Source organism: Kribbella sp. NBC_00359, assembly GCF_036097425.1.
Taxonomy (GTDB): domain Bacteria; phylum Actinomycetota; class Actinomycetes; order Propionibacteriales; family Kribbellaceae; genus Kribbella.
The window spans coordinates 8298839-8316048 of the sequence record NZ_CP107975.1; the positions used below are offsets into that span (position 1 = coordinate 8298839).

At 69.4% G+C, this 17210-nt stretch carries 13 protein-coding genes; 9 read left to right on the plus strand and 4 right to left on the minus strand.

Annotated features, from left to right (window positions below):
• Position 1 precedes the first annotated feature (1 nt).
• From asnB to OG876_RS40235, 9 genes are all read left to right on the plus strand, one after another.
• Positions 2-1921: an asparagine synthase (glutamine-hydrolyzing) gene (gene asnB, locus OG876_RS40195; RefSeq protein WP_328521978.1), complete on the plus strand. Its 1920-nt coding sequence runs from the start codon at positions 2-4 to the stop codon at positions 1919-1921.
• 23 nt (positions 1922-1944) lie between these two features.
• Complete coding sequence (locus tag OG876_RS40200; RefSeq protein ID WP_328521979.1) at positions 1945-4107, plus strand: bi-domain-containing oxidoreductase; 2163 nt, start codon at positions 1945-1947, stop codon at positions 4105-4107.
• Complete coding sequence (locus tag OG876_RS40205) at positions 4104-6080, plus strand: heparinase II/III family protein (protein ID WP_328521980.1); 1977 nt, start codon at positions 4104-4106, stop codon at positions 6078-6080. The genes OG876_RS40200 and OG876_RS40205 overlap by 4 nt, the downstream gene beginning before the upstream one ends.
• A gap of 89 nt (positions 6081-6169) precedes the next feature.
• Positions 6170-7387, plus strand: a complete 1218-nt coding sequence (locus tag OG876_RS40210) for a Wzz/FepE/Etk N-terminal domain-containing protein (RefSeq protein WP_328521981.1) — start codon at positions 6170-6172, stop codon at positions 7385-7387.
• A complete protein-coding gene (locus tag OG876_RS40215; protein ID WP_328521982.1) occupies positions 7384-9015 on the plus strand; it encodes a hypothetical protein in 1632 nt (543 codons plus the stop codon). Before OG876_RS40210 ends, OG876_RS40215 begins: the two co-directional genes overlap by 4 nt.
• Positions 9012-10241: an O-antigen ligase family protein gene (locus tag OG876_RS40220; protein ID WP_328521983.1), complete on the plus strand. Its 1230-nt coding sequence runs from the start codon at positions 9012-9014 to the stop codon at positions 10239-10241. The genes OG876_RS40215 and OG876_RS40220 overlap by 4 nt, the downstream gene beginning before the upstream one ends.
• Positions 10238-11452, plus strand: a complete 1215-nt coding sequence (locus OG876_RS40225) for a glycosyltransferase (RefSeq protein WP_328521984.1) — start codon at positions 10238-10240, stop codon at positions 11450-11452. Before OG876_RS40220 ends, OG876_RS40225 begins: the two co-directional genes overlap by 4 nt.
• Positions 11453-11483: 31 nt before the next feature.
• The gene (locus OG876_RS40230; RefSeq protein ID WP_328521985.1) at positions 11484-13109 is read left to right on the plus strand and encodes a right-handed parallel beta-helix repeat-containing protein; all 1626 of its coding nucleotides are present in this window, start codon (positions 11484-11486) and stop codon (positions 13107-13109) included.
• Between the two features lie 6 nt (positions 13110-13115).
• Positions 13116-13487 carry a hypothetical protein gene (locus OG876_RS40235; RefSeq protein WP_328521986.1) on the plus strand — a complete coding sequence of 124 codons (372 nt, stop codon included), beginning with the start codon at positions 13116-13118 and terminating at the stop codon, positions 13485-13487.
• Positions 13488-13518: 31 nt separating this feature from the next.
• Here the strand turns inward: OG876_RS40235 and OG876_RS40240 are convergent, their stop codons facing one another.
• The 4 genes from OG876_RS40240 to OG876_RS40255 all read right to left on the minus strand — a co-directional run bounded on the left by OG876_RS40240 (position 13519) and on the right by OG876_RS40255 (position 17107).
• Entirely contained in the window at positions 13519-14118 is a 600-nt protein-coding gene (locus OG876_RS40240) for an RNA polymerase sigma factor (protein ID WP_328521987.1), read from the minus strand.
• 91 nt (positions 14119-14209) lie between these two features.
• Positions 14210-15736, minus strand: coding sequence for a sugar transferase (locus OG876_RS40245; protein WP_328521988.1), 1527 nt, complete (start codon positions 15734-15736; stop codon positions 14210-14212).
• 271 nt (positions 15737-16007) lie between these two features.
• Complete coding sequence (gene pspAA / locus OG876_RS40250) at positions 16008-16283, minus strand: PspA-associated protein PspAA (protein ID WP_328521989.1); 276 nt, start codon at positions 16281-16283, stop codon at positions 16008-16010.
• A complete protein-coding gene (locus tag OG876_RS40255; protein WP_328521990.1) occupies positions 16280-17107 on the minus strand; it encodes a PspA/IM30 family protein in 828 nt (275 codons plus the stop codon). Before OG876_RS40255 ends, pspAA begins: the two co-directional genes overlap by 4 nt.
• Positions 17108-17210 lie beyond the last annotated feature (103 nt).

A 17210-nucleotide genomic window follows, 5' to 3' on the forward strand; every position in this document is an offset into this window, starting at 1 on the left:
GGTGTGCGGCATTGCCGGCTGCTACCAGCAGCGCGACGGGTTCGCCCTCGCCGAGACGATGAGCGACCGGATCGCGCACCGCGGTCCGGACGCCTCGGCGGTGTACCCGTTCGACGACGGCGACGTGCGCGCGTACCTGGCGCACCGCCGGTTGTCCATCATCGACCTCTCGTCGGAAGCCGACCAGCCGTTCAGCAAGCGCGGCCTGACGATCTGCTACAACGGCGAGCTCTACAACTACAAGGAACTGCGGGCCGAGCTGTCCAAGGCCGGCGTCGCGTTCCGGACCAACGGCGACACCGAGGTGGTGCTGGAGGCCTGGCGACGGTGGGGGCCGGACGCACTCCGGCGGTTCCGCGGCATGTTCGCGTTCGCGATGCTCGACGAGGACAGCGGCAGCATGTACCTGGCCCGCGACCCGCTCGGCATCAAGCCGCTGTACTTCCTCCGCCGTGAGGGCGGCGTGATCTTCGCGTCCGAGCTGAAGGCGCTGGTCGCCGCGATCGGACCGGAGCTCCGCACCGAGCCCGGGGCGCTGGTCGCGTCGATGCTCTACTACTGGCTGCCCGAGCAGCGCTGCTCGATCGAGGGCGTGGAGAAGCTGCCGCCGGGTTCGTGGGCCGAGTTCCGGCCGGACGGCAGCAGCCGGCACGAGACGTACTGGCGCGTGACCGACGTCGCGACCGAGGCCGCGGCCGGGCCGCGCGCCGACCTGCGGACGGTGATCGAGGAATCCGTCGCCGCTCACATGGTCGCCGACGTACCCGTCTCCACCTTCCTCAGCGGCGGTCTCGACTCCAGCCTGGTCACCGTGCTGGCGAAGCGGCTCGACCCGAGTGTCGACTCGTACACGATCACCTTCCGCGCGCAGGACCAGCGGCTCGAGGCGATGCCCGACGACGCGATCTACGCCCGCAAGGTGGCCCAGCAGTTCGGCATCGACCTGCACGAGATCGAGATCGCGCCGGACGTGGTCGAACTGCTGCCGCGGATCGTCGACATCCTGGACGAGCCGATCGGCGACCCGGCCGCGATCAACACGCTGCTGATGTGCGACACCGCCCGCGACGCCGGCGTCAAGGTCCTGCTCTCCGGGATGGGCGCCGACGAGCTGTTCGGCGGCTATCGCAAACACCTCGCGTGCGTGATGGGAGCGCAGTACCAGCGGCTTCCCGGCGTACTGCGCAACGGCCTCATCGGACCCACGGTCCGGCGGCTGCCGGTGACCGTGAACGGTCGCGGCCTGCGGTACGCGCGCTGGGCGAAGCGGTTCCAGACCTTCGCGGATCTCCCCGAGGAGACGGCGTTCCGGCGCAGCTACACGATGTACGACGGGGACCAGCTGACCGGTCTGATCAGTCCGGACCTGGAGCCGTACGTCGGGAAGCTGCTCGCCGAGCACAGCGACATCTACCACGACACCACGCTCGACGATCACGTGAACCGGATGTGCCTGGCCGACTCGCGGATGTTCCTGCCGGGGCTCAACCTGGCCTACACCGACCGGTCGAGCATGGCCGCGTCGACCGAGGTCCGGACGCCGTTCGTGGACCCGATCGTCGCGCGGGCGGCGTTCTCGATCCCGGGCAGCGAGAAGATCCACCGGCGGGTCAGCAAGCTCGCGCTGAAGAAGGCGGCCGAGGCCTGGTTGCCGAAGGAGATCATCTACCGGCCGAAGGCGTCGTTCAGCGCGCCGCTGCGGGCGTGGATCCGCAACGACCTGCGCGAACTGGTCGACGACACCCTGCTGCGGGGCGAGCTCGTCGGCAGCGGGTTCCTGCGGCAGAGCGCCGTACAGCGGCTGGTCGACGACGAGCGGGCCGGACGCGAGGACTACTCGAAGCAGATCTGGCAGTTGCTGACGCTGGAGACCTGGACCCGGAACATGCGGTCCCTGGGCGTGACCATCACCTCACTGTGAAGACTCTTCTCTGAAGGACTGGCATGAAACAGGTTGCACAGAACTACAAGTCCGGTGAGCTGGCGGTTCTCGACGTACCGCCGCCGGCTTGTGCGCCGGGGGGCGTGCTGATCCGCTCGCTCTACTCGTTGATCTCCACAGGCACCGAGCTGATGAAGGTCGGCGAGGCCAAGCTGTCCATGGTCGGCAAGGCACGGGCGCGGCCGGACCAGGTGCGGAAGGTGCTCGACTCGGTCGCCCAGCAGGGCGCGGTCAACACCTACAAGAAGGTGATGAACAAGCTCGACTCCTACACACCGCTGGGCTACTCGCTGTGTGGTGTGGTCGTCGAGGTCGGCGCCGGTGCCGAAGAGTTCAGCGTCGGGCAGCTGGTCGCTGCCGCGGGCAACGAGTTCGCGCTGCACGCGGAGTACAACTGGGTGCCGGTCAACCTGTGCGTGCCGGTGCCGGACGGGGTGCCGCCGGAGCAGGCCGCGTTCTCGACGGTCGGTGCGATCGCGATGCAGGGCGTGCGGCAGGCAGAGGTACAGCTCGGCGAGACCGCGGTCGTGATCGGGCTCGGCCTGGTCGGTCAGCTCGTGGTGCGGCTGCTGGTCGCGGCCGGCGTACGCGTCTTCGGCATCGACACGGTCGAGGACCGCTGCCGGATGGCGGAGAAGGCCGGCGCGTTGCACTGCTCGTCCGCGGACGAGGCCGGGATCGCGACGCTGGAACGGGCCTTGCTGGAGGCCTCGAACGGCCTCGGCGCGGACCGCATCCTGCTGGCCGCCGGCGGTCACTCGAATGGCCCGGTCGAGACGGCCGCCCGGCTGGCCCGCGACCGCGCCCGCGTGGTCGACATCGGCAAGACCAAGCTCGACCTGCCGTGGAACGCGTACTACGACAAGGAACTCGACGTCCGCTTCTCGCGGTCCTACGGCCCCGGCCGGTACGACGACCGCTACGAGCTCCAAGGCATCGACTACCCGGCCGGGTACGTTCGCTGGACCGAACGCCGCAACCTGGAATGCTTCATCGACCTGATCGCCCGCGAACAGATCGACGTCGGGTCCCTGGTGGCCAGCGTGTTCCCGATCGCCGACGCGACCGAGGTCTACCAGCAACTCAGCAGCGGCTCCCTCCCAGGAGTCGGCTTCCTCTTCGAGTACCCCGATGTTCCCCAGCAGGAGGCCGCGCCGCAGACGACGCGGGTTTCGCGACCGTCCGCTCCGACCACCGGCTCCGTCCGACTCGGATTCATCGGCGCCGGGAACTACGCGTCGAGCATGTTGCTGCCGCACCTGCAGAAGGATGAGGACGCGGTGCTGGCTCACGTGGCGACGAACAAGTCGTTGTCGGCGGCCAACGCGCAACGGAGGTTCGGGTTCGAGGCGATCTCGACCGACGCGGATGCGGTGCTGACGGACCGGAGCCTGGACGCGGTGTTCGTGGTGACCCGGCACAGCAGTCACGCCGACCTCGCCTGCCGGGCGCTGGAGAGCGGGAAGGCCGTCTTCGTCGAGAAGCCGCTGGCCCTGACCACCGAGGACGTGGACCGGATCGTCGCCACGGTTGATGCCACCGGCAACGACCGGCTGATGGTCGGGTTCAACCGGCGGTTCGCCCCGCTGTTGACCGACCTGCGGGACCGCTTCGGCACCCCCGGCGGCAACTCGTCGCTGCGCTACCTGGTGAACGCGGGCCGGCTCGACCCGTCCAGCTGGTACCTCGACCAGGACAAGGAAGGCAGCCGCTTCGGCGGTGAGGGCGGCCACTTCATCGACACCCTCAGCTGGTGGCTCAACAGCCCGCCCACCGAGGTGTACGCCGTACCCGGTCCCGACGCCGGCGACGTCGTCGTCACGCTGCGGTTCGCGAACGGCTCGGTCGGCACGATCAGCTACGTCGGCGGCGGCAACTCCCGCTTCCCGAAGGAGACGCTGGACATCACCGGCGGCGGCCGCAACGGCCGGCTGGACAACTTCCAGAGCGCCTCGGTGTGGGCCGGACGGAAGCCGGCGATCCGCAAGGCCCGCGGCACCGACAAGGGTCAGCGGATCGAGCTCGAACACTTCGTCGCGGCGGTCAGGTCCGGCGGCCCGATGCCGATCTCGTTCGACTCGCTGATAGCCACCACCCGCGCGACCATCGCGGTCGATCGCAGCCTCGCCAGCGGCCGCCCGGAGCCCATTCAAGGGACCCGATGAGCCGTCAGCCCCTGGGCTGGTACGTCCGCCGCCTGCGCCGGATGTCCGCCACCGAGCTGATCTGGCGCACCCGCGACCACGCACGCCGTACTGCCTGGGCCTACCAACAGGTCCGGCCCGGGCAGGACGCGGAGGTCCACCTCCCGCTGCGCAAGGAGCTGACCTTCGGTACGACGCTCCCGCCGCACACCGCGTGCGCCGTACCGGAGGAGGCCCGCAAGGCGATGATCGCGACCGCCGACGCGATCATGGCCGGCAAGCTCGAGGTGCTCGGCGCCGACCGGACGGACCTGCGCGCGCCGGACTGGTTCCGCGACCCGACCACGGGCCGCCGGTCGGACCCCGCGCAGTACGTGTTCAAGCTGAACCACCGCAACGAGGAGGTGGTCGGGAACATCAAGCAGGTCTGGGAGTTGTCCCGCCACCACCACCTCACCCAGCTGGCCGCGGCCTGGTATCTGACCCACGACGACGCGTACGCCGAACGAGTCGCCGACCATCTGAACGACTGGTGGCGGTCGAACCCGTTCCTGTCCGGCGTGCATTGGGCCAGCGGGATCGAGATCGGCCTCCGGCTGATCAGCTGGACCTGGATCCGCCGGCTGCTGAACGACTGGCCCGAGGTCACCGACCTGTTCGAGCACAACGAACTCGCCCTCCGGCAGATCTACTGGCACCAGCGCTATCTCGCCGCGTTCGAGAGCCGTGGCTCGTCGGCGAACAACCACGTGATCGCGGAGGCCGCCGGGCAGCTCGTCGGGGCCTGTGCGTTCCCCTGGTTCAGCAAGAGCGCGCGCTGGCGGACCGACGCGGCAGCGCTGCTGGAGAAGGAACTCGACGCCAACACGTTCCCGTCCGGTGTGAACCGCGAGCTCGCGACCGACTACCACCGCTTCGTCTCGGAGCTCGGCCTGTACGCCGCTCTCGAGGCGGACACCGCCGGTCATCCGCTCAGCCCCCGCACCTGGGCCCTGCTCACGCGGACCGTCGACGTCGCCGCGGCCATCGTCGACGACACGCTGCGACCACCTCGGCAGGGCGATGACGACGAGGGCATGGTGCTCGTCCTCGATCCACCGGATGTCCACCACTGGTCGGCGTTCCTGTCGCTCGGCGGCGCCGTCGTCGGCCGAGCACCCTGGTGGCCGAAGACTCCGGTCACGGCGACCGCGGTCATCGTCGGCTCTTTAGTCAACGGCAAGCAATCCGATCGTCCGGCCGAGCGGCCGGCGCACTTCGGGGACGCCGGTCTGACGATCCTGCGCAGCCGCGCCAGTGTCGACGGAGCCGACGGCCCGGAGATCTGGTGCCGCGCCGACGCCGGCCCGCACGGCTTCCTGTCCATCGCCGCCCACGCGCACTGCGACGCGCTGTCCCTCGAGGTCCGGGTCGGCGGGGTCGACATCCTGGCCGACCCTGGCACGTACTGCTACCACGGCGAGGAAGCCTGGCGGAACTACTTCCGCTCGACAATCGCCCACAACACCGTCGAGGTCGCCGGCACCGAGCAGTCCACCTGGGGTGGCCCGTTCCTCTGGCTGCGCGGGGCAACAGGCCGGGTACGCCGGTACGCCGTCGACGACGACGTGGTCACCTGGGACGCCGACCACGACGGCTACCGAGCCGGCGAATCACCGATCACTCACCGGCGGACCGCCGTACTGGATCATGGCGTGCTGCGGGTTGAGGATCACCTGGATGAGGCGTCCGCCGTACGGATGGCGTGGCACCTCGGTCCGGAGGTATCCGTCGAGCTGGACGGGGCCATCGGCCGGCTGGAGTGGCCCACGGGTTCGGCGATCGTCGAGTTGCCGGCCGGACTGAGCTGGACCGCGCACTGCGGTGGCGACGATCCGTTGATGGGCTGGTACTCCCCGCGATTCGGCCACAAGGTCCCGATCATCACGCTGGTGGGCTCGGGCACGCTCGCTGCGGACGCTCCGGCGACCAGCATCTTCCGATTCCGGTCCTGACCGGACTCCACTGCCTCCTCGCTGTATCAGGCGCGGATCACCGCCCTCTATTACTCCGAAGTCACAGTGACGTTCGACTGGAGGGGACTGTGAGCGCACAGCAGCTCGACGTCAAGAAATCCTGGCAGGCCATCCGCCGCCAGCGACTGGTGGTCGCCGCGGTGGCCGCTGTCGGCCTGCTCGGCGGGGTCGCCTACGGCGTCCTGGAACCGCCGCTGCACACGGCGACGTCGCTGGTGGTACTGCCACCACCGCCGGCGACCGACGCGGAGAAGGAAGCCGGTACGCAGAGCATCGCGACCCAGGTGTACATCGCCGAGAGCGAGCCGGTGCTGCGGAGCGCAGGCCAGAACCTCGCGCCGGCGCTGGGCGTGAAGACCGTCCGCGACCGGGTCAATGTCACCGCGGTCACGACGGACGTGATCAGGATCGATGCCAAGGGAACCTCGGCGCAGCAGGCGATGCGGCTGTCCAACGCGGTCGCCCAGATCTACCTGGTGTTCGTCACCACGGACCAGAAGCTGCCCGGTGACCTCGGGAAGAAAACGGGAGCCCGGATGCTGGAGGAAGCGACCACCGCCCGCGGCGGGAACATGTTCGTCCATCTCGGCATCTTCGGCCTGCTCGGTGCGCTGCTGGGTGCCGCGGCCGGCTCGATCGGTGTGCTGGCCAGGGCCCGCGGTGACCGCCGGCTCCGGCTGCGCGACGAGGTCGCCGACGCGGTCGGGCTGCCGGTGCTGGCCTCGGTCTCGTCGTACCGGGCGACGGACGTGTCGGACTGGGCCTATCTGTTCGAGCACTACTCCCCGACCGCCGTCGACGCCTGGAGCCTGCGCAAGACGTTGCACAACCTGGGCCTGGACGTGAAGGGTGGGTCGCCGGCCTCGCTGACGGTCATCTCGTTCGCCGACGACGACAAGGCCCGTCCACTCGGTCTGCAGCTCGCCGCGTTCGCCCGGTCGATCGGGATCAGTACGTCGATCGTGCTCGACAACCACCAGGAGCGACCGTCCGGATCCGTGGCCCTGGACATCCATCTGGTCGTGGTCGACAAGGACACCCCGCACCTGGACGGCGCGGAACCCACCACCAGCACGATCGTCGCCCTGTCGGCGGGCACCGTGACGGCCGAGGAACTGGCCCGGCTCGCCGTGGCCGCGGCCGCCGACGACCGGAACATCGACGGCCTGGTCGTCACCGATCCCGATCCGTCCGACCGGACGATCGGCCGGGTCTCGCAGGCACAGCGGCGCGCGGGCTCCCGACTGCCCACGCTGCTGACCGGATCTGCGAGGCGGCCGCGATGAGCAACCAACCGTACTCCGATCCCCCGGCCGGCTCGACCACCTGGTTCGACGACGACGACGGCCTGTTCGCCGACGAGACGACGACCTCGTTTCCGCCGGACGCCCTCGTCACCTACCGGTTCCTCCGCGACGCCATCCGCCGGCACATGCGCATCTGGCTGGTCCTGGCGATCATCGGTCTGGCCGGCGGGATCACGACGGCCGTCGCAATGCCGACGGCCAGCGTTTCGTCGGCCCGGCTGCTGCTGACCCACCGGGACGGCGAGGATCCGACCAAGGCGATGGCCACGGACGCCAGCCTGGCCACCACCCGCACCGTGGCCGAGCGGACGATCGAATTCCTGAAGCTGCCGGAGACACCGGACGACCTGCTCAAGGAGTACACGGTCGCGCCACTGACCGACCGGGTCCTGGAGATCAAGGTCAGCGCGAAGACCAGCGAGGATGCCACCAGGCTGGCCAGGATCCTGGCGCAGACGTACCTGATCTTCCGCAAGGAGCAGATCGCGCTCCAGGGGGCGCCACTCAGCCGCGATTATGTCACCGCCCAGAACGAGGAGACCACAGCGGAACAGGCTGTGGTGGCGGCGGGTGGCAACCCGAACAGTCCGGAGCAGCCGCAGACCCCGGAGATGATCAGGCTCGGCGCCGCCCGGGACAAGGCGCAGTACGTCCGGCAGCAGCTGCTCGACGAGCAGGTCGCGGCCTCCAAGATGAACAGCAGCCGGATGCTCGACGACGCGGCGCCGGTCCTCGTGTCGGCGAAGCGGACGCTGGCCATCAAGGCCATGACCGGCCTGATCGCAGGTCTCTTCATCGGGCTGGGCTTCGTGGTGGTTCGCGCGCTCGTGTCCGACCGTGCGTGGAAACGGCAGGACATCGCCCGCTCGCTCGGGGCCAGGGTCCGGCTCAGCACCGGCCGCCCGCCGCGCTGGCGCCTGTGGCCGTTCCCGAAGCGGCTGCGCGCCTCGCAGCAGCAGAACCCCGAGATCAAGCTGATGGTGCAGCACCTCGACCAGCGGATCATCTGGTCGAAGCGGCCGACTCCGGCGCTGGCCGTGGTGAGCGTCGACGACGTCAAGGCGTGTGCGCTGGCCGTGGCGTCTCTGGCCGTGTCGTACTCCACCGAGGGCAGGCATGTGCTGGCCGCCGACCTCACCGGGACCGGTCTGCTCGCCGCGACGCTCGGCGTCAAGACGCCGGGCACCCACGAGTCGCAGTTCAGCGAGCCGGGCAAGCGGCTCGACGTCTTCCTGCCGGACCCGGACAACGGACCGGCCGAGGGCTGCTACCTGCGGCTGGGTGACAACAACCGCTCGGGCGGTTCGGACGACATCGCCCTGGACGCCGCGTGGGACGTCGCCGACGTGGTCCTCACCCTCGCCACCTTGACGCCGGCCCTCGGCGCCGAGCATCTGGGCAGCTGGGCGGCGCGGGCGGCCGTCGTGGTCACAGCGGGACGGTCGACGACGGCCAAGATCCAGGCGACCGGGGAGATGCTGCGGCTCGCGGGCCTGCAGATCGACACCGCCGTCGTACTGCGGGCCGACAAGACCGACGAGGGCGTCGGGATCGCGGAACTGGAGTCTTCGACCAGGACCGCTGATGTCGAGATGTTCGACCGATGAGCACCGAGGTCGCCGGCCCGAAGCTCGGTGCCGCGGTCGGCCGCCGGCTCGTCGCGCCGGAGCGGCGCCGCCGGCGGCGGGTGCAGCTGGTCTGGGCCCTGCTGGTGCTGAACGTGATGACGTTCTTCCCCGGCGCGCCGCACATCATCCCGATCCCGGGGAGCGTCGGCAAGCTCATCGCCCAGTCGTCGCTGGTCGTCGCCCTGATGGTGGTGCTGACCGTGAACCGGCCGGCGCGGATCCGGCCCAGTGTCTACATGTTCCTGGCCGGCCTGCTGGCGGCCGAGGCACTGGTGGCGAGCATCCGGGCCGAGTTCCTGTTCGGCGCGCTGTTCCGGACCAGTCGCCTGTTCCTGTTCGTGCTCGTGCTCTGGCTGCTCACTCCGTGGTGGACCCGGCGCGACCTGCTGCTGGTGCGGACCCATCTGCTGGTCCTGTGGAGCATCGTCGGCTCGGTCGTGGTCGGGTTGCTGGTCGCACCCGGTCTCGCGCTCACCGACGATCGGCTCGGCGGCGTCCTGTGGCCCATCCCGCCGACCCAGGTCGGCCACTATGCCGCCGTCGCGATCGGCCTGACGGCTGTGCTGTGGATGGCGGGGCTGTTGCGTCGCTCGGTGGCGCTCGTCAGCGTCCTGGTGACAACGCCGGTCCTCCTGCTGACCCACACCCGGACGGCGCTGATCGCCATGCTGGCCGGCGTGGTGATCGCCGGGCTGAGCCTGTTCACCGCGCGTACGCGGGTCCGCCGGGCGTTCGCGATCGGCGTCGTCGTGTTCTCGGTCGGCGCGCTCACCCTCAGCTCGGTGGTGACCACCTGGCTGGCCCGCGGCCAGGACAGCGCGGAACTCGGCGCCCTGACCGGCCGCAAGATGGTGTGGGACGCGATCCTCGAGCAGCCGCGCTCGACGTTCGAGACCTTCTTCGGGTTCGGGCTGTCCAACAAGTCCTTCAACGGCCTGCCGATCGACAGCAACTGGCTGGGCACGTACTACGACGTCGGCCTGCTCGGCGCGGCGATCACGATCGTGCTCGTCCTGTTCGTGCTGATCGCGGCCTGGTTCCAGCCCCAGGGCCCGCGCCGCGCGCTGGCGCTCTTCCTGGTCGCCTACTGCGTCGTCGCCTCGTTCACCGAGAGCGGGCTCAGCGAGGCGTCACCGTACCTTCTCGAGCTCACACTGGCCGCGTCGCTGGTGTACTCGTGGACTCCGCGTGAGGGAGCACGATGAAGATCCTGCTGGTGCACAACAGGTACCGCTCGACGGCGCCCAGCGGCGAGAACCGGGTGGTCGATCAGGAGCTCGCGGCGCTGGCCGCGGCCGGCCAGGACGTCGAACTGTTCGAGCGCCGCAGCGACGAGATCGAGGACTGGCCGGCCTGGAAGAAGGCCACCTTGCCGGCCCGCGTGGTCTGGAACCCGGCCGCGAAACGCGATCTGGCCGAGACGCTACGGCGGTTCCGCCCGGACGTGGTCCACGTGCACAACACGTTCCCGGTACTGAGCCCGTCCGTGCTGTACGCGTGTCGGGACGCGGGCGTTCCGGTCGTGATCTCCTTGCACAACTACAAGCTGCTCTGTGCCAGCGGCGACTTCTTCCGCGACGGCGCCGTCTGTCACGACTGTGCCGGCGGCAATCCGCTCCCCGGCGTGCGGCACCGCTGCTACCGCGGGTCCACGCTGGCAACCGCGAGCACGGTGCTGAACACCCGCAGCCACCGGCGGAGCTGGCGCGACCTGGTCTCGGCGTTCGTGTTCATCTCCGAGTCGCAGCGCAGGCTGCTGGCCGGACTGTGCTTCGACCCGGACCGCAGCTTCGTCCGCTACAACTACGTGCCGTACGACGGCCCGGTCGGCCGCCCCGGCAACGGACGCAAGCAGCGACAGGTCGCGTATGTCGGCCGGCTCGACGCGGCGAAGGGCGCGCCCCTGCTGATGAAGGGCTGGGACGCGTACCGCGAGATCGCGGGTGACGACGCGCTGCGGCTGGTCATCGCCGGTGGCGGCCCGATGCTGGACGAGGTGACCGCCTGGGCGGCCGACCGGCCGTCGGTCGAGCTGCGCGGCCTGCTGAGCAAGCCGGAGGTCTTCGAGCTGCTCGGCGAGTCCCGCGGGGTTGTCCTGCCGTCGGAGTGGGAGGAGACGTTCGGGCTGGTGGTGGTCGAGGCGATGGCGGTCGGCGTACCGCCGCTGGCGTCCGCTCACGGCTCCTTCCCCGAACTCGTCACCGACGGGGTCGACGGCGCGTTGTTCGATCCCGGCCGCCCGGACGACCTGGGGAAGCTCCTGCTCGATGTCGACACCGACCCGGACCGGTACGACGTCCTCGGCCGCAACGCGCGGGCGACGTACGAGGCCAAGCACGACCCCGGACACGCCATCGAGCAACTGCTCGACATCTACCGGTTCGCCATCGACCGGTCAGCCACACCGCTTCGTTAGCCCACAGCACGTGCCCCCCGAAGGAAGAGCCATGGAACAGCGCGACCCGTCCCCGCCGGTCTCCGGCCGAGGAACCGCGTGGTACCGCAACCGGCGGACGGTGATCGTCGCCGGAGTGGCCGCGCTCGCGGTCGTCGCCGGCGCCGGTGTCTATGTCGCGAACCGGCCGTCCTCAACGGGGACGGCGTCATCCGGCCCTGCCGCGACGTCCACCGCGGCGAACGTGGTGGCGCCGAAGACACCGCCGGCCGCGATCTGCGGAAACGTCAAGGCACTGTCCGGCCCGGCGACCGCACCCGCGGGCGCCGTCGTCGTCAGCGCCACGCAGAACCTGCACGACGTCACCGAGGCCAGCCCGGCCGGCACCACGTTCTACCTGGAGGCTGGCAAGCACACGCTGGGCTCGGGCGCGTTCGCCCAGGTCATTCCCAAGCAGGGGAACGTCTACATCGGTGCACCTGGGGCCGTGCTGGACGGCGGCCGGAAGAACCGGTACGCCTTCACCGGCTACGCCACCGACGTGGTGATCAAGAACCTCACCATCCAGAACTTCGGAGCGCGCCGGACGAACAACGACGAGGGCGCGGTGAACCACGACGCCGCCGCGAAGTGGACGGTCGAGGCCAACACGATCCGGGAGAACGCCGGCGCCGGGGTGATGATCGGTGACCACAACGTTGTCCGCAGCAACTGTCTGAAGGACAACGGCCAGTACGGCTTCAGCGCGTACAACCCCGGCAAGGTCACCAGCATCACGGTCGAGCACAACGAGATCGCCGGGAACAACACCGACGACTGGGAGACCGCGAAGTCGGGCTGCGGCTGCACCGGCGGCGGCAAGTTCTGGGAGGTCACCGGCGCGATCGTGCGGTCCAACTGGATCCACGACAACCACAGCGCGGGGCTGTGGGCGGACACGAACAACACCAGCTTCGCCATCGAGGGCAACTACATCTCCAACAACCTGGCCGAGGGCATCGTCTACGAGACCAGCTACAACGCCTCGATCCGGGGCAACACGTTCCTGCGCAACGGTCTCGGCAAGGGTCCGCAGAACGGCGGGTTCCCGACCCCGGCGCTGTACCTGTCCGAGTCCGGGGCCGACAAGCGCGTGGCCGGCATGTTCAACCAGACGTTCGAGGTCAGCGGCAACGTGTTCACCGACAACTGGGCCGGGGTGATCCTGTGGGAGAACGCGGACCGGTTCTCCGGCTCACCGGCCAACACCAGCACGGGTTCGGGCACCCTGGTGAACCCGAAGGTCGTCACCGCCAAGACCTGCAACGCGGCGAACATCCTCGACCAGCCATACCTCGGCGACTGCCGGTGGAAGACTCAGAACGTCCGCGTGCACGACAACGTGTTCAGCCTCGACCCGGACAACATCGGCAAGTCCTGTGCGTCGCGCAGCGGCTGTGGCTACAACGGGTTGTTCTCCAACTGGGGCACGTTCCCGACCTGGTCGCCGTACCAGAAGGCCATCGTGCAGGACGCCATCACCTACCACCAGGGCAACCGTTTCTTCAGCAACACCTACGCCGGGCCGTGGAACTTCATCGTGCACGGTCAGGGCACACGGGTGAACTGGGCCTCGTGGCAGGGAGCGCCGTACGGGCAGGACGGCGACAGCGTGATCAAGGTGACCGAGGAGCGTTGAGCGGCGATGATCGGGCCTCCTGAGCGTGCCGCGGGCGAGCAGATCGCACTGCTCCGCTCGGTCGGCTATGCCGCCTTCGGGCGGCACGAGCGGGATCTCGACGTCCTCGACCTGATCTTCGACAGCATCATCGACGCCCCTGGTTCCGAAGACGTCCGGCGGCTGCGGTTCGCCGGCCACGGCATCACCCTGGACGTCGACGTGCACGGCCAGGCCGACCTGACCATCGAGCTGCGGGTCTCCCCGTCCGGTCCGGTCGCGGTCGAGTCCCGTGGCGGCGAGGCCGAGGGCCCGACCGCCGCGCGGCTGGTCAGCTTCCTGCTCCGCTGGCCGGGCAGCACGCAACGACCGGTCCGGACCGCCTGGATCATGCTCTGATCAGGCGGTCCGGACCGGTCGGGATGCTGCTTCAGGAGGCAAGCAGCAGTCTGAGTTTCTCCAGGCAGCGGCCGCGGATCGGGCCGATGCTGCCGATCGGGATACCGATCGTTGCGGAGATCTCCGCGTACGGCGCGGGCGGGTCGGCCATCAGCATGCCGAGCAGCTGCTGCCACCGATCCGGCAGGCTTTCCAGCGCCCGCCGTACGTCGTGCGCCCGCTCGCCGGCGAGCAGCTCGGAGTCCAGCTCGGGCTGGTCGCCCGGCTGTCCCTCGAACGCGGACGACTCGTAGGTCAGCAGGACACGCTTGCGGAATGCCAGCACCCGCAGGCATTCCCGGCGGGTCGTGACGACGAGCCACGCGCCGACCCGCTCGGGGTCGACGCGGTGAATGTGCTCGAGCAACCGCAGCCAGACCATCTGCGACACGTCGGCAGCGTCGCTGTCGCTGAGCCGGAAGCTGCGGGTGACGGCCCAGACGAGCCGCGCATAGTGATCGACCAATCGGCTCCACGCACCCTGGTCCCCGGACGCGGCCTGGATCACCAGGGTCGCGGCTTCGGACCGGACAGAGGTGTCCTCGGTCGTTGCCTGATCAGTACCGGATTCGGCACTGAGGTGTTGCGTCATGAATTCCCCCCTCGGGAATGCACCGCTGTTCGTCGTCCCCCGACGTGGTGCTTGGAAATGTCGCGCCGACCGGCAGAAGGCCGGAGCGAGGTCAGTACGCGCCGTCGCTACCGAGGACGGCGCGGGCGGTCTTCCACAAGATCAGCAGGTCCAGCGCGATCGACCAGTTGTCGGCGTAGCGCAGGTCGAGCCGCATGGACTCCTCCCACGTCAGGTCGCTGCGTCCGCTGACCTGCCACAGACCGGTCAGGCCTGGCTTCACGAGCATCCGCCGCGCGTCGTCGATCGCGTACTGCGCGACCTCGGCGGGCAGCGGCGGCCGTGGGCCGACCAGTGACATGTCGCCACGGAGCACGTTCACCAGTTGCGGCAGCTCGTCGATCGAGAACCGGCGCAGATACTTGCCGACCTTGGTCACGCGCGGATCGTCGCGGAGCTTGAACAGCACCCCGTTGCCCTCGTTCAGCACGGCCAGCTCGGCCTTGCGGGCCTCCGCGTCGGCCACCATCGTGCGGAACTTCAGCATCGAGAACTGCTCTCCGCCACGCCCCACCCGGGTCTGCCGGAACAGCACGGGCCCACGGCTGGTCAGCTTGACCAGGACCGCGGTGACGAGCAGGATCGGCGCGATCGCCAGCAGCAGCAGGCAGCCGACCACCCGGTCGAAGATGCTCTTCAGCAGGTGCGGCCCGCCGGAGACCGACGGGCGCTCCAGGTGCAGCAGCGACAGGCCGGCCACCGGGCGGATCGAGATCCGCGGACCGGCGACCTCGACGATCCCCGGCGAGACGATCAGTTCGACCCCGCGCTGCTCGAGCGCCCAGGACAGCTTGCGCAGCGTGTAGCCGGCCAGCTCCGGATCCGCGGCCACCGCGACGACATCCACGTCGTACTTGTCGACCGCGGCCAGGATGTCCATCTCGGTCCGGCCCAGGAGCTCGAGCTCCGGCTCCTCGAAGGCGTCGCCGCGCGGCAGGCAGCTCGCCACCACGACGTAGCCGTCGGCCGGCCGCTCCTCCAGGTGCCGCCGCAGCGTACTCACCTGATCGTTGCGTCCGACAACGAGCACCCGGCGCATGCACCGGCCGGCGAACCGCCGCCAGGAGATGCTGCGGTGCAGCACCCAGCGTCCGGTCATCGCCGCCAGACACGTCATCGGCACCGCGAGGACGACGAATCCACGCGCGACCTCGCTCTTGGTCGCGTACGACGTGATCGCGACCACGGCGGTCAGCGCCACCGCCGCGCGGATGATCGAGCGGAACTCTTCCGGCCCGGTGCCGAAGTAGCGGGTCTCATAACCCCGCTGCAGCGCCACACAGGCCAACCAGGCGATCGGCAGCAAGGCCCCGACCAGGAAGTAGCCGACATTGATCTGGGCCCCGAACCGGGCCACCAGCGCCAGCGAACCCCCGATCACGCCGGCACCGAGGTCGGCGGCGAGCGCAGCCCGCCGGTACCTCCCGACCCAGCGTGCCTCGGTGAACCGCGCCGATTGCGGCACGATCGCCGGGACCTCGTCCGGAACCACCCAGACCGGCCGACGACGCTCCCCCGACGACGCCGGCCGCAGCTCAGCTGGTTCGGCCAACCCCTCCGACATGACAAATTCAGTCACGCACAGTCACCCCCCACAGGTGAAAAGCGATGCCCGTGACCAACCCACACCCCGTCACGGACCTCGATGAACGCCGCCCCCACAACGGCGTGAAGCAGACAGTACTACGAGGACGCTGCGGACAACAGCACTGGTGGGCAGTGTTTACTTCGGCGCAACCCAACCAACAGGAAGAGACCCCCGAGGCCGCGATGCTGGCCTCGAGGGTCTCGAATGACTCGACTACCCGTGGTGATCAACCGCCGGGTCGGGACGGAGATCGGGGTGTGGTTCAGCCGGCGATCAGGCCGTCGCCGCTGATCAGCTCGCGCATCTCGGCCAGCGAGCTGTCGCCCGGCGGCAGGATCGCGTCGGAGTCGTGCAGCTCGTCGTCCGGCACCCTGGCACCGGAGCGGACGAACTCCAGCAGCGCGGCGAACGCGGTCTGGAAAGCCGCCTCGTCGCCGGCCGAGACCGCCTTCTCCAGGTCGCCGTCGACCGCGTTCAGCGCGTCGAGCTTCTCGTCGGCGAGGCGGTACTGACCCTCACCCATGATCCGAACGATCATCGAACGTCTCCGTCCTGAGGTCGCACCGGCTCGGCGGCCGGCTGCTGCACTGGCTGCTGGGTCTGGGCGGACTGCGGCGCCGCGGCGCCCTCGGCCTCACCGGAGAGCTCCTTCGGCGCACTGCCGCCGGACAGCTGGGCCTTCATCGCGGCCAGCTCGTTCTCCACGTCGGAGCCGGACGACATCCGGTCCAGCTCCAGGGTGATGTTGTCCTTGACCGTTCCGCTCGCGTCGTCGAGCGCGCCGGAGGCGAGCAGCTCGTCGATCGCGCCGGCCCGGGCCTGCATCTGCTGGGTCTTGTCCTCGGCCCGCTGGACCGCCAGGCCGACGTCGCTCATCTCCTCGGAGATGCCGGAGAAGGCCTCGTTGATCCGGGTCTGCGCCTCGGCCGCGGTGTAGGTGGCCTTGATGGTCTCCTTGCGGGTCCGGAACGACTCGACCTTGGCCTGCAGCCGCTGGGAGGCGAGCGTCAGCTTCTCCTCCTCGCCCTGCAACTGGGCGTGCTGGGTCTGCAGATCGTCGATCTGGCCCTGCAGCCCGGACTTGCGGGTCAGGGCCTCCCGGGCCAGGTCCTCACGGCCCATCGAGAGCGCCTTCTGGGCCTGCTCCTGCAGCTTCGCCGACTGGGACTGCAGCTGGGACGCCTGCAACTCGACCCGCTTGCGGCTGGTGGCCACGTCGGCCACGCCCCGCCGTACCTTCTGCAGCAGCTCCAGCTGCTTCTGGTACGAGTAGTCAAGGGTTTCGCGAGGATCCTCGGCCTTGTCCAGGGCGGAGTTCGCCTTGGCCTTGAAGATCGTCGACATCCGCTTGAAGATGCTCATCGATATCCGTACCCCTTCTGTGCCGGCGTGACGACCCGGCGTGCCTTATCCACCCTATGTCCCCACGGGTCACCACACCATCAGGACCGGCCCCGATAAAGTA

Excerpts from the sequence above, each read along its gene's own strand:
- OG876_RS40200 (WP_328521979.1), top strand. The coding sequence starts at position 1,945 with ATGAAACAGGTTGCACAGAACTACAAGTCCGGTGAGCTGGCGGTTCTC.
- OG876_RS40205 (WP_328521980.1), top strand. The coding sequence starts at position 4,104 with ATGAGCCGTCAGCCCCTGGGCTGGTACGTCCGCCGCCTGCGCCGGATG.
- OG876_RS40215 (WP_328521982.1), top strand. The coding sequence starts at position 7,384 with ATGAGCAACCAACCGTACTCCGATCCCCCGGCCGGCTCGACCACCTGG.
- OG876_RS40220 (WP_328521983.1), top strand. The coding sequence starts at position 9,012 with ATGAGCACCGAGGTCGCCGGCCCGAAGCTCGGTGCCGCGGTCGGCCGC.
- OG876_RS40225 (WP_328521984.1), top strand. The coding sequence starts at position 10,238 with ATGAAGATCCTGCTGGTGCACAACAGGTACCGCTCGACGGCGCCCAGC.
- OG876_RS40230 (WP_328521985.1), top strand. The coding sequence starts at position 11,484 with ATGGAACAGCGCGACCCGTCCCCGCCGGTCTCCGGCCGAGGAACCGCG.
- OG876_RS40235 (WP_328521986.1), top strand. The coding sequence starts at position 13,116 with ATGATCGGGCCTCCTGAGCGTGCCGCGGGCGAGCAGATCGCACTGCTC.
- OG876_RS40240 (WP_328521987.1), bottom strand. The coding sequence starts at position 14,118 with ATGACGCAACACCTCAGTGCCGAATCCGGTACTGATCAGGCAACGACC.
- pspAA (WP_328521989.1), bottom strand. The coding sequence starts at position 16,283 with ATGATCGTTCGGATCATGGGTGAGGGTCAGTACCGCCTCGCCGACGAG.
- OG876_RS40255 (WP_328521990.1), bottom strand. The coding sequence starts at position 17,107 with ATGAGCATCTTCAAGCGGATGTCGACGATCTTCAAGGCCAAGGCGAAC.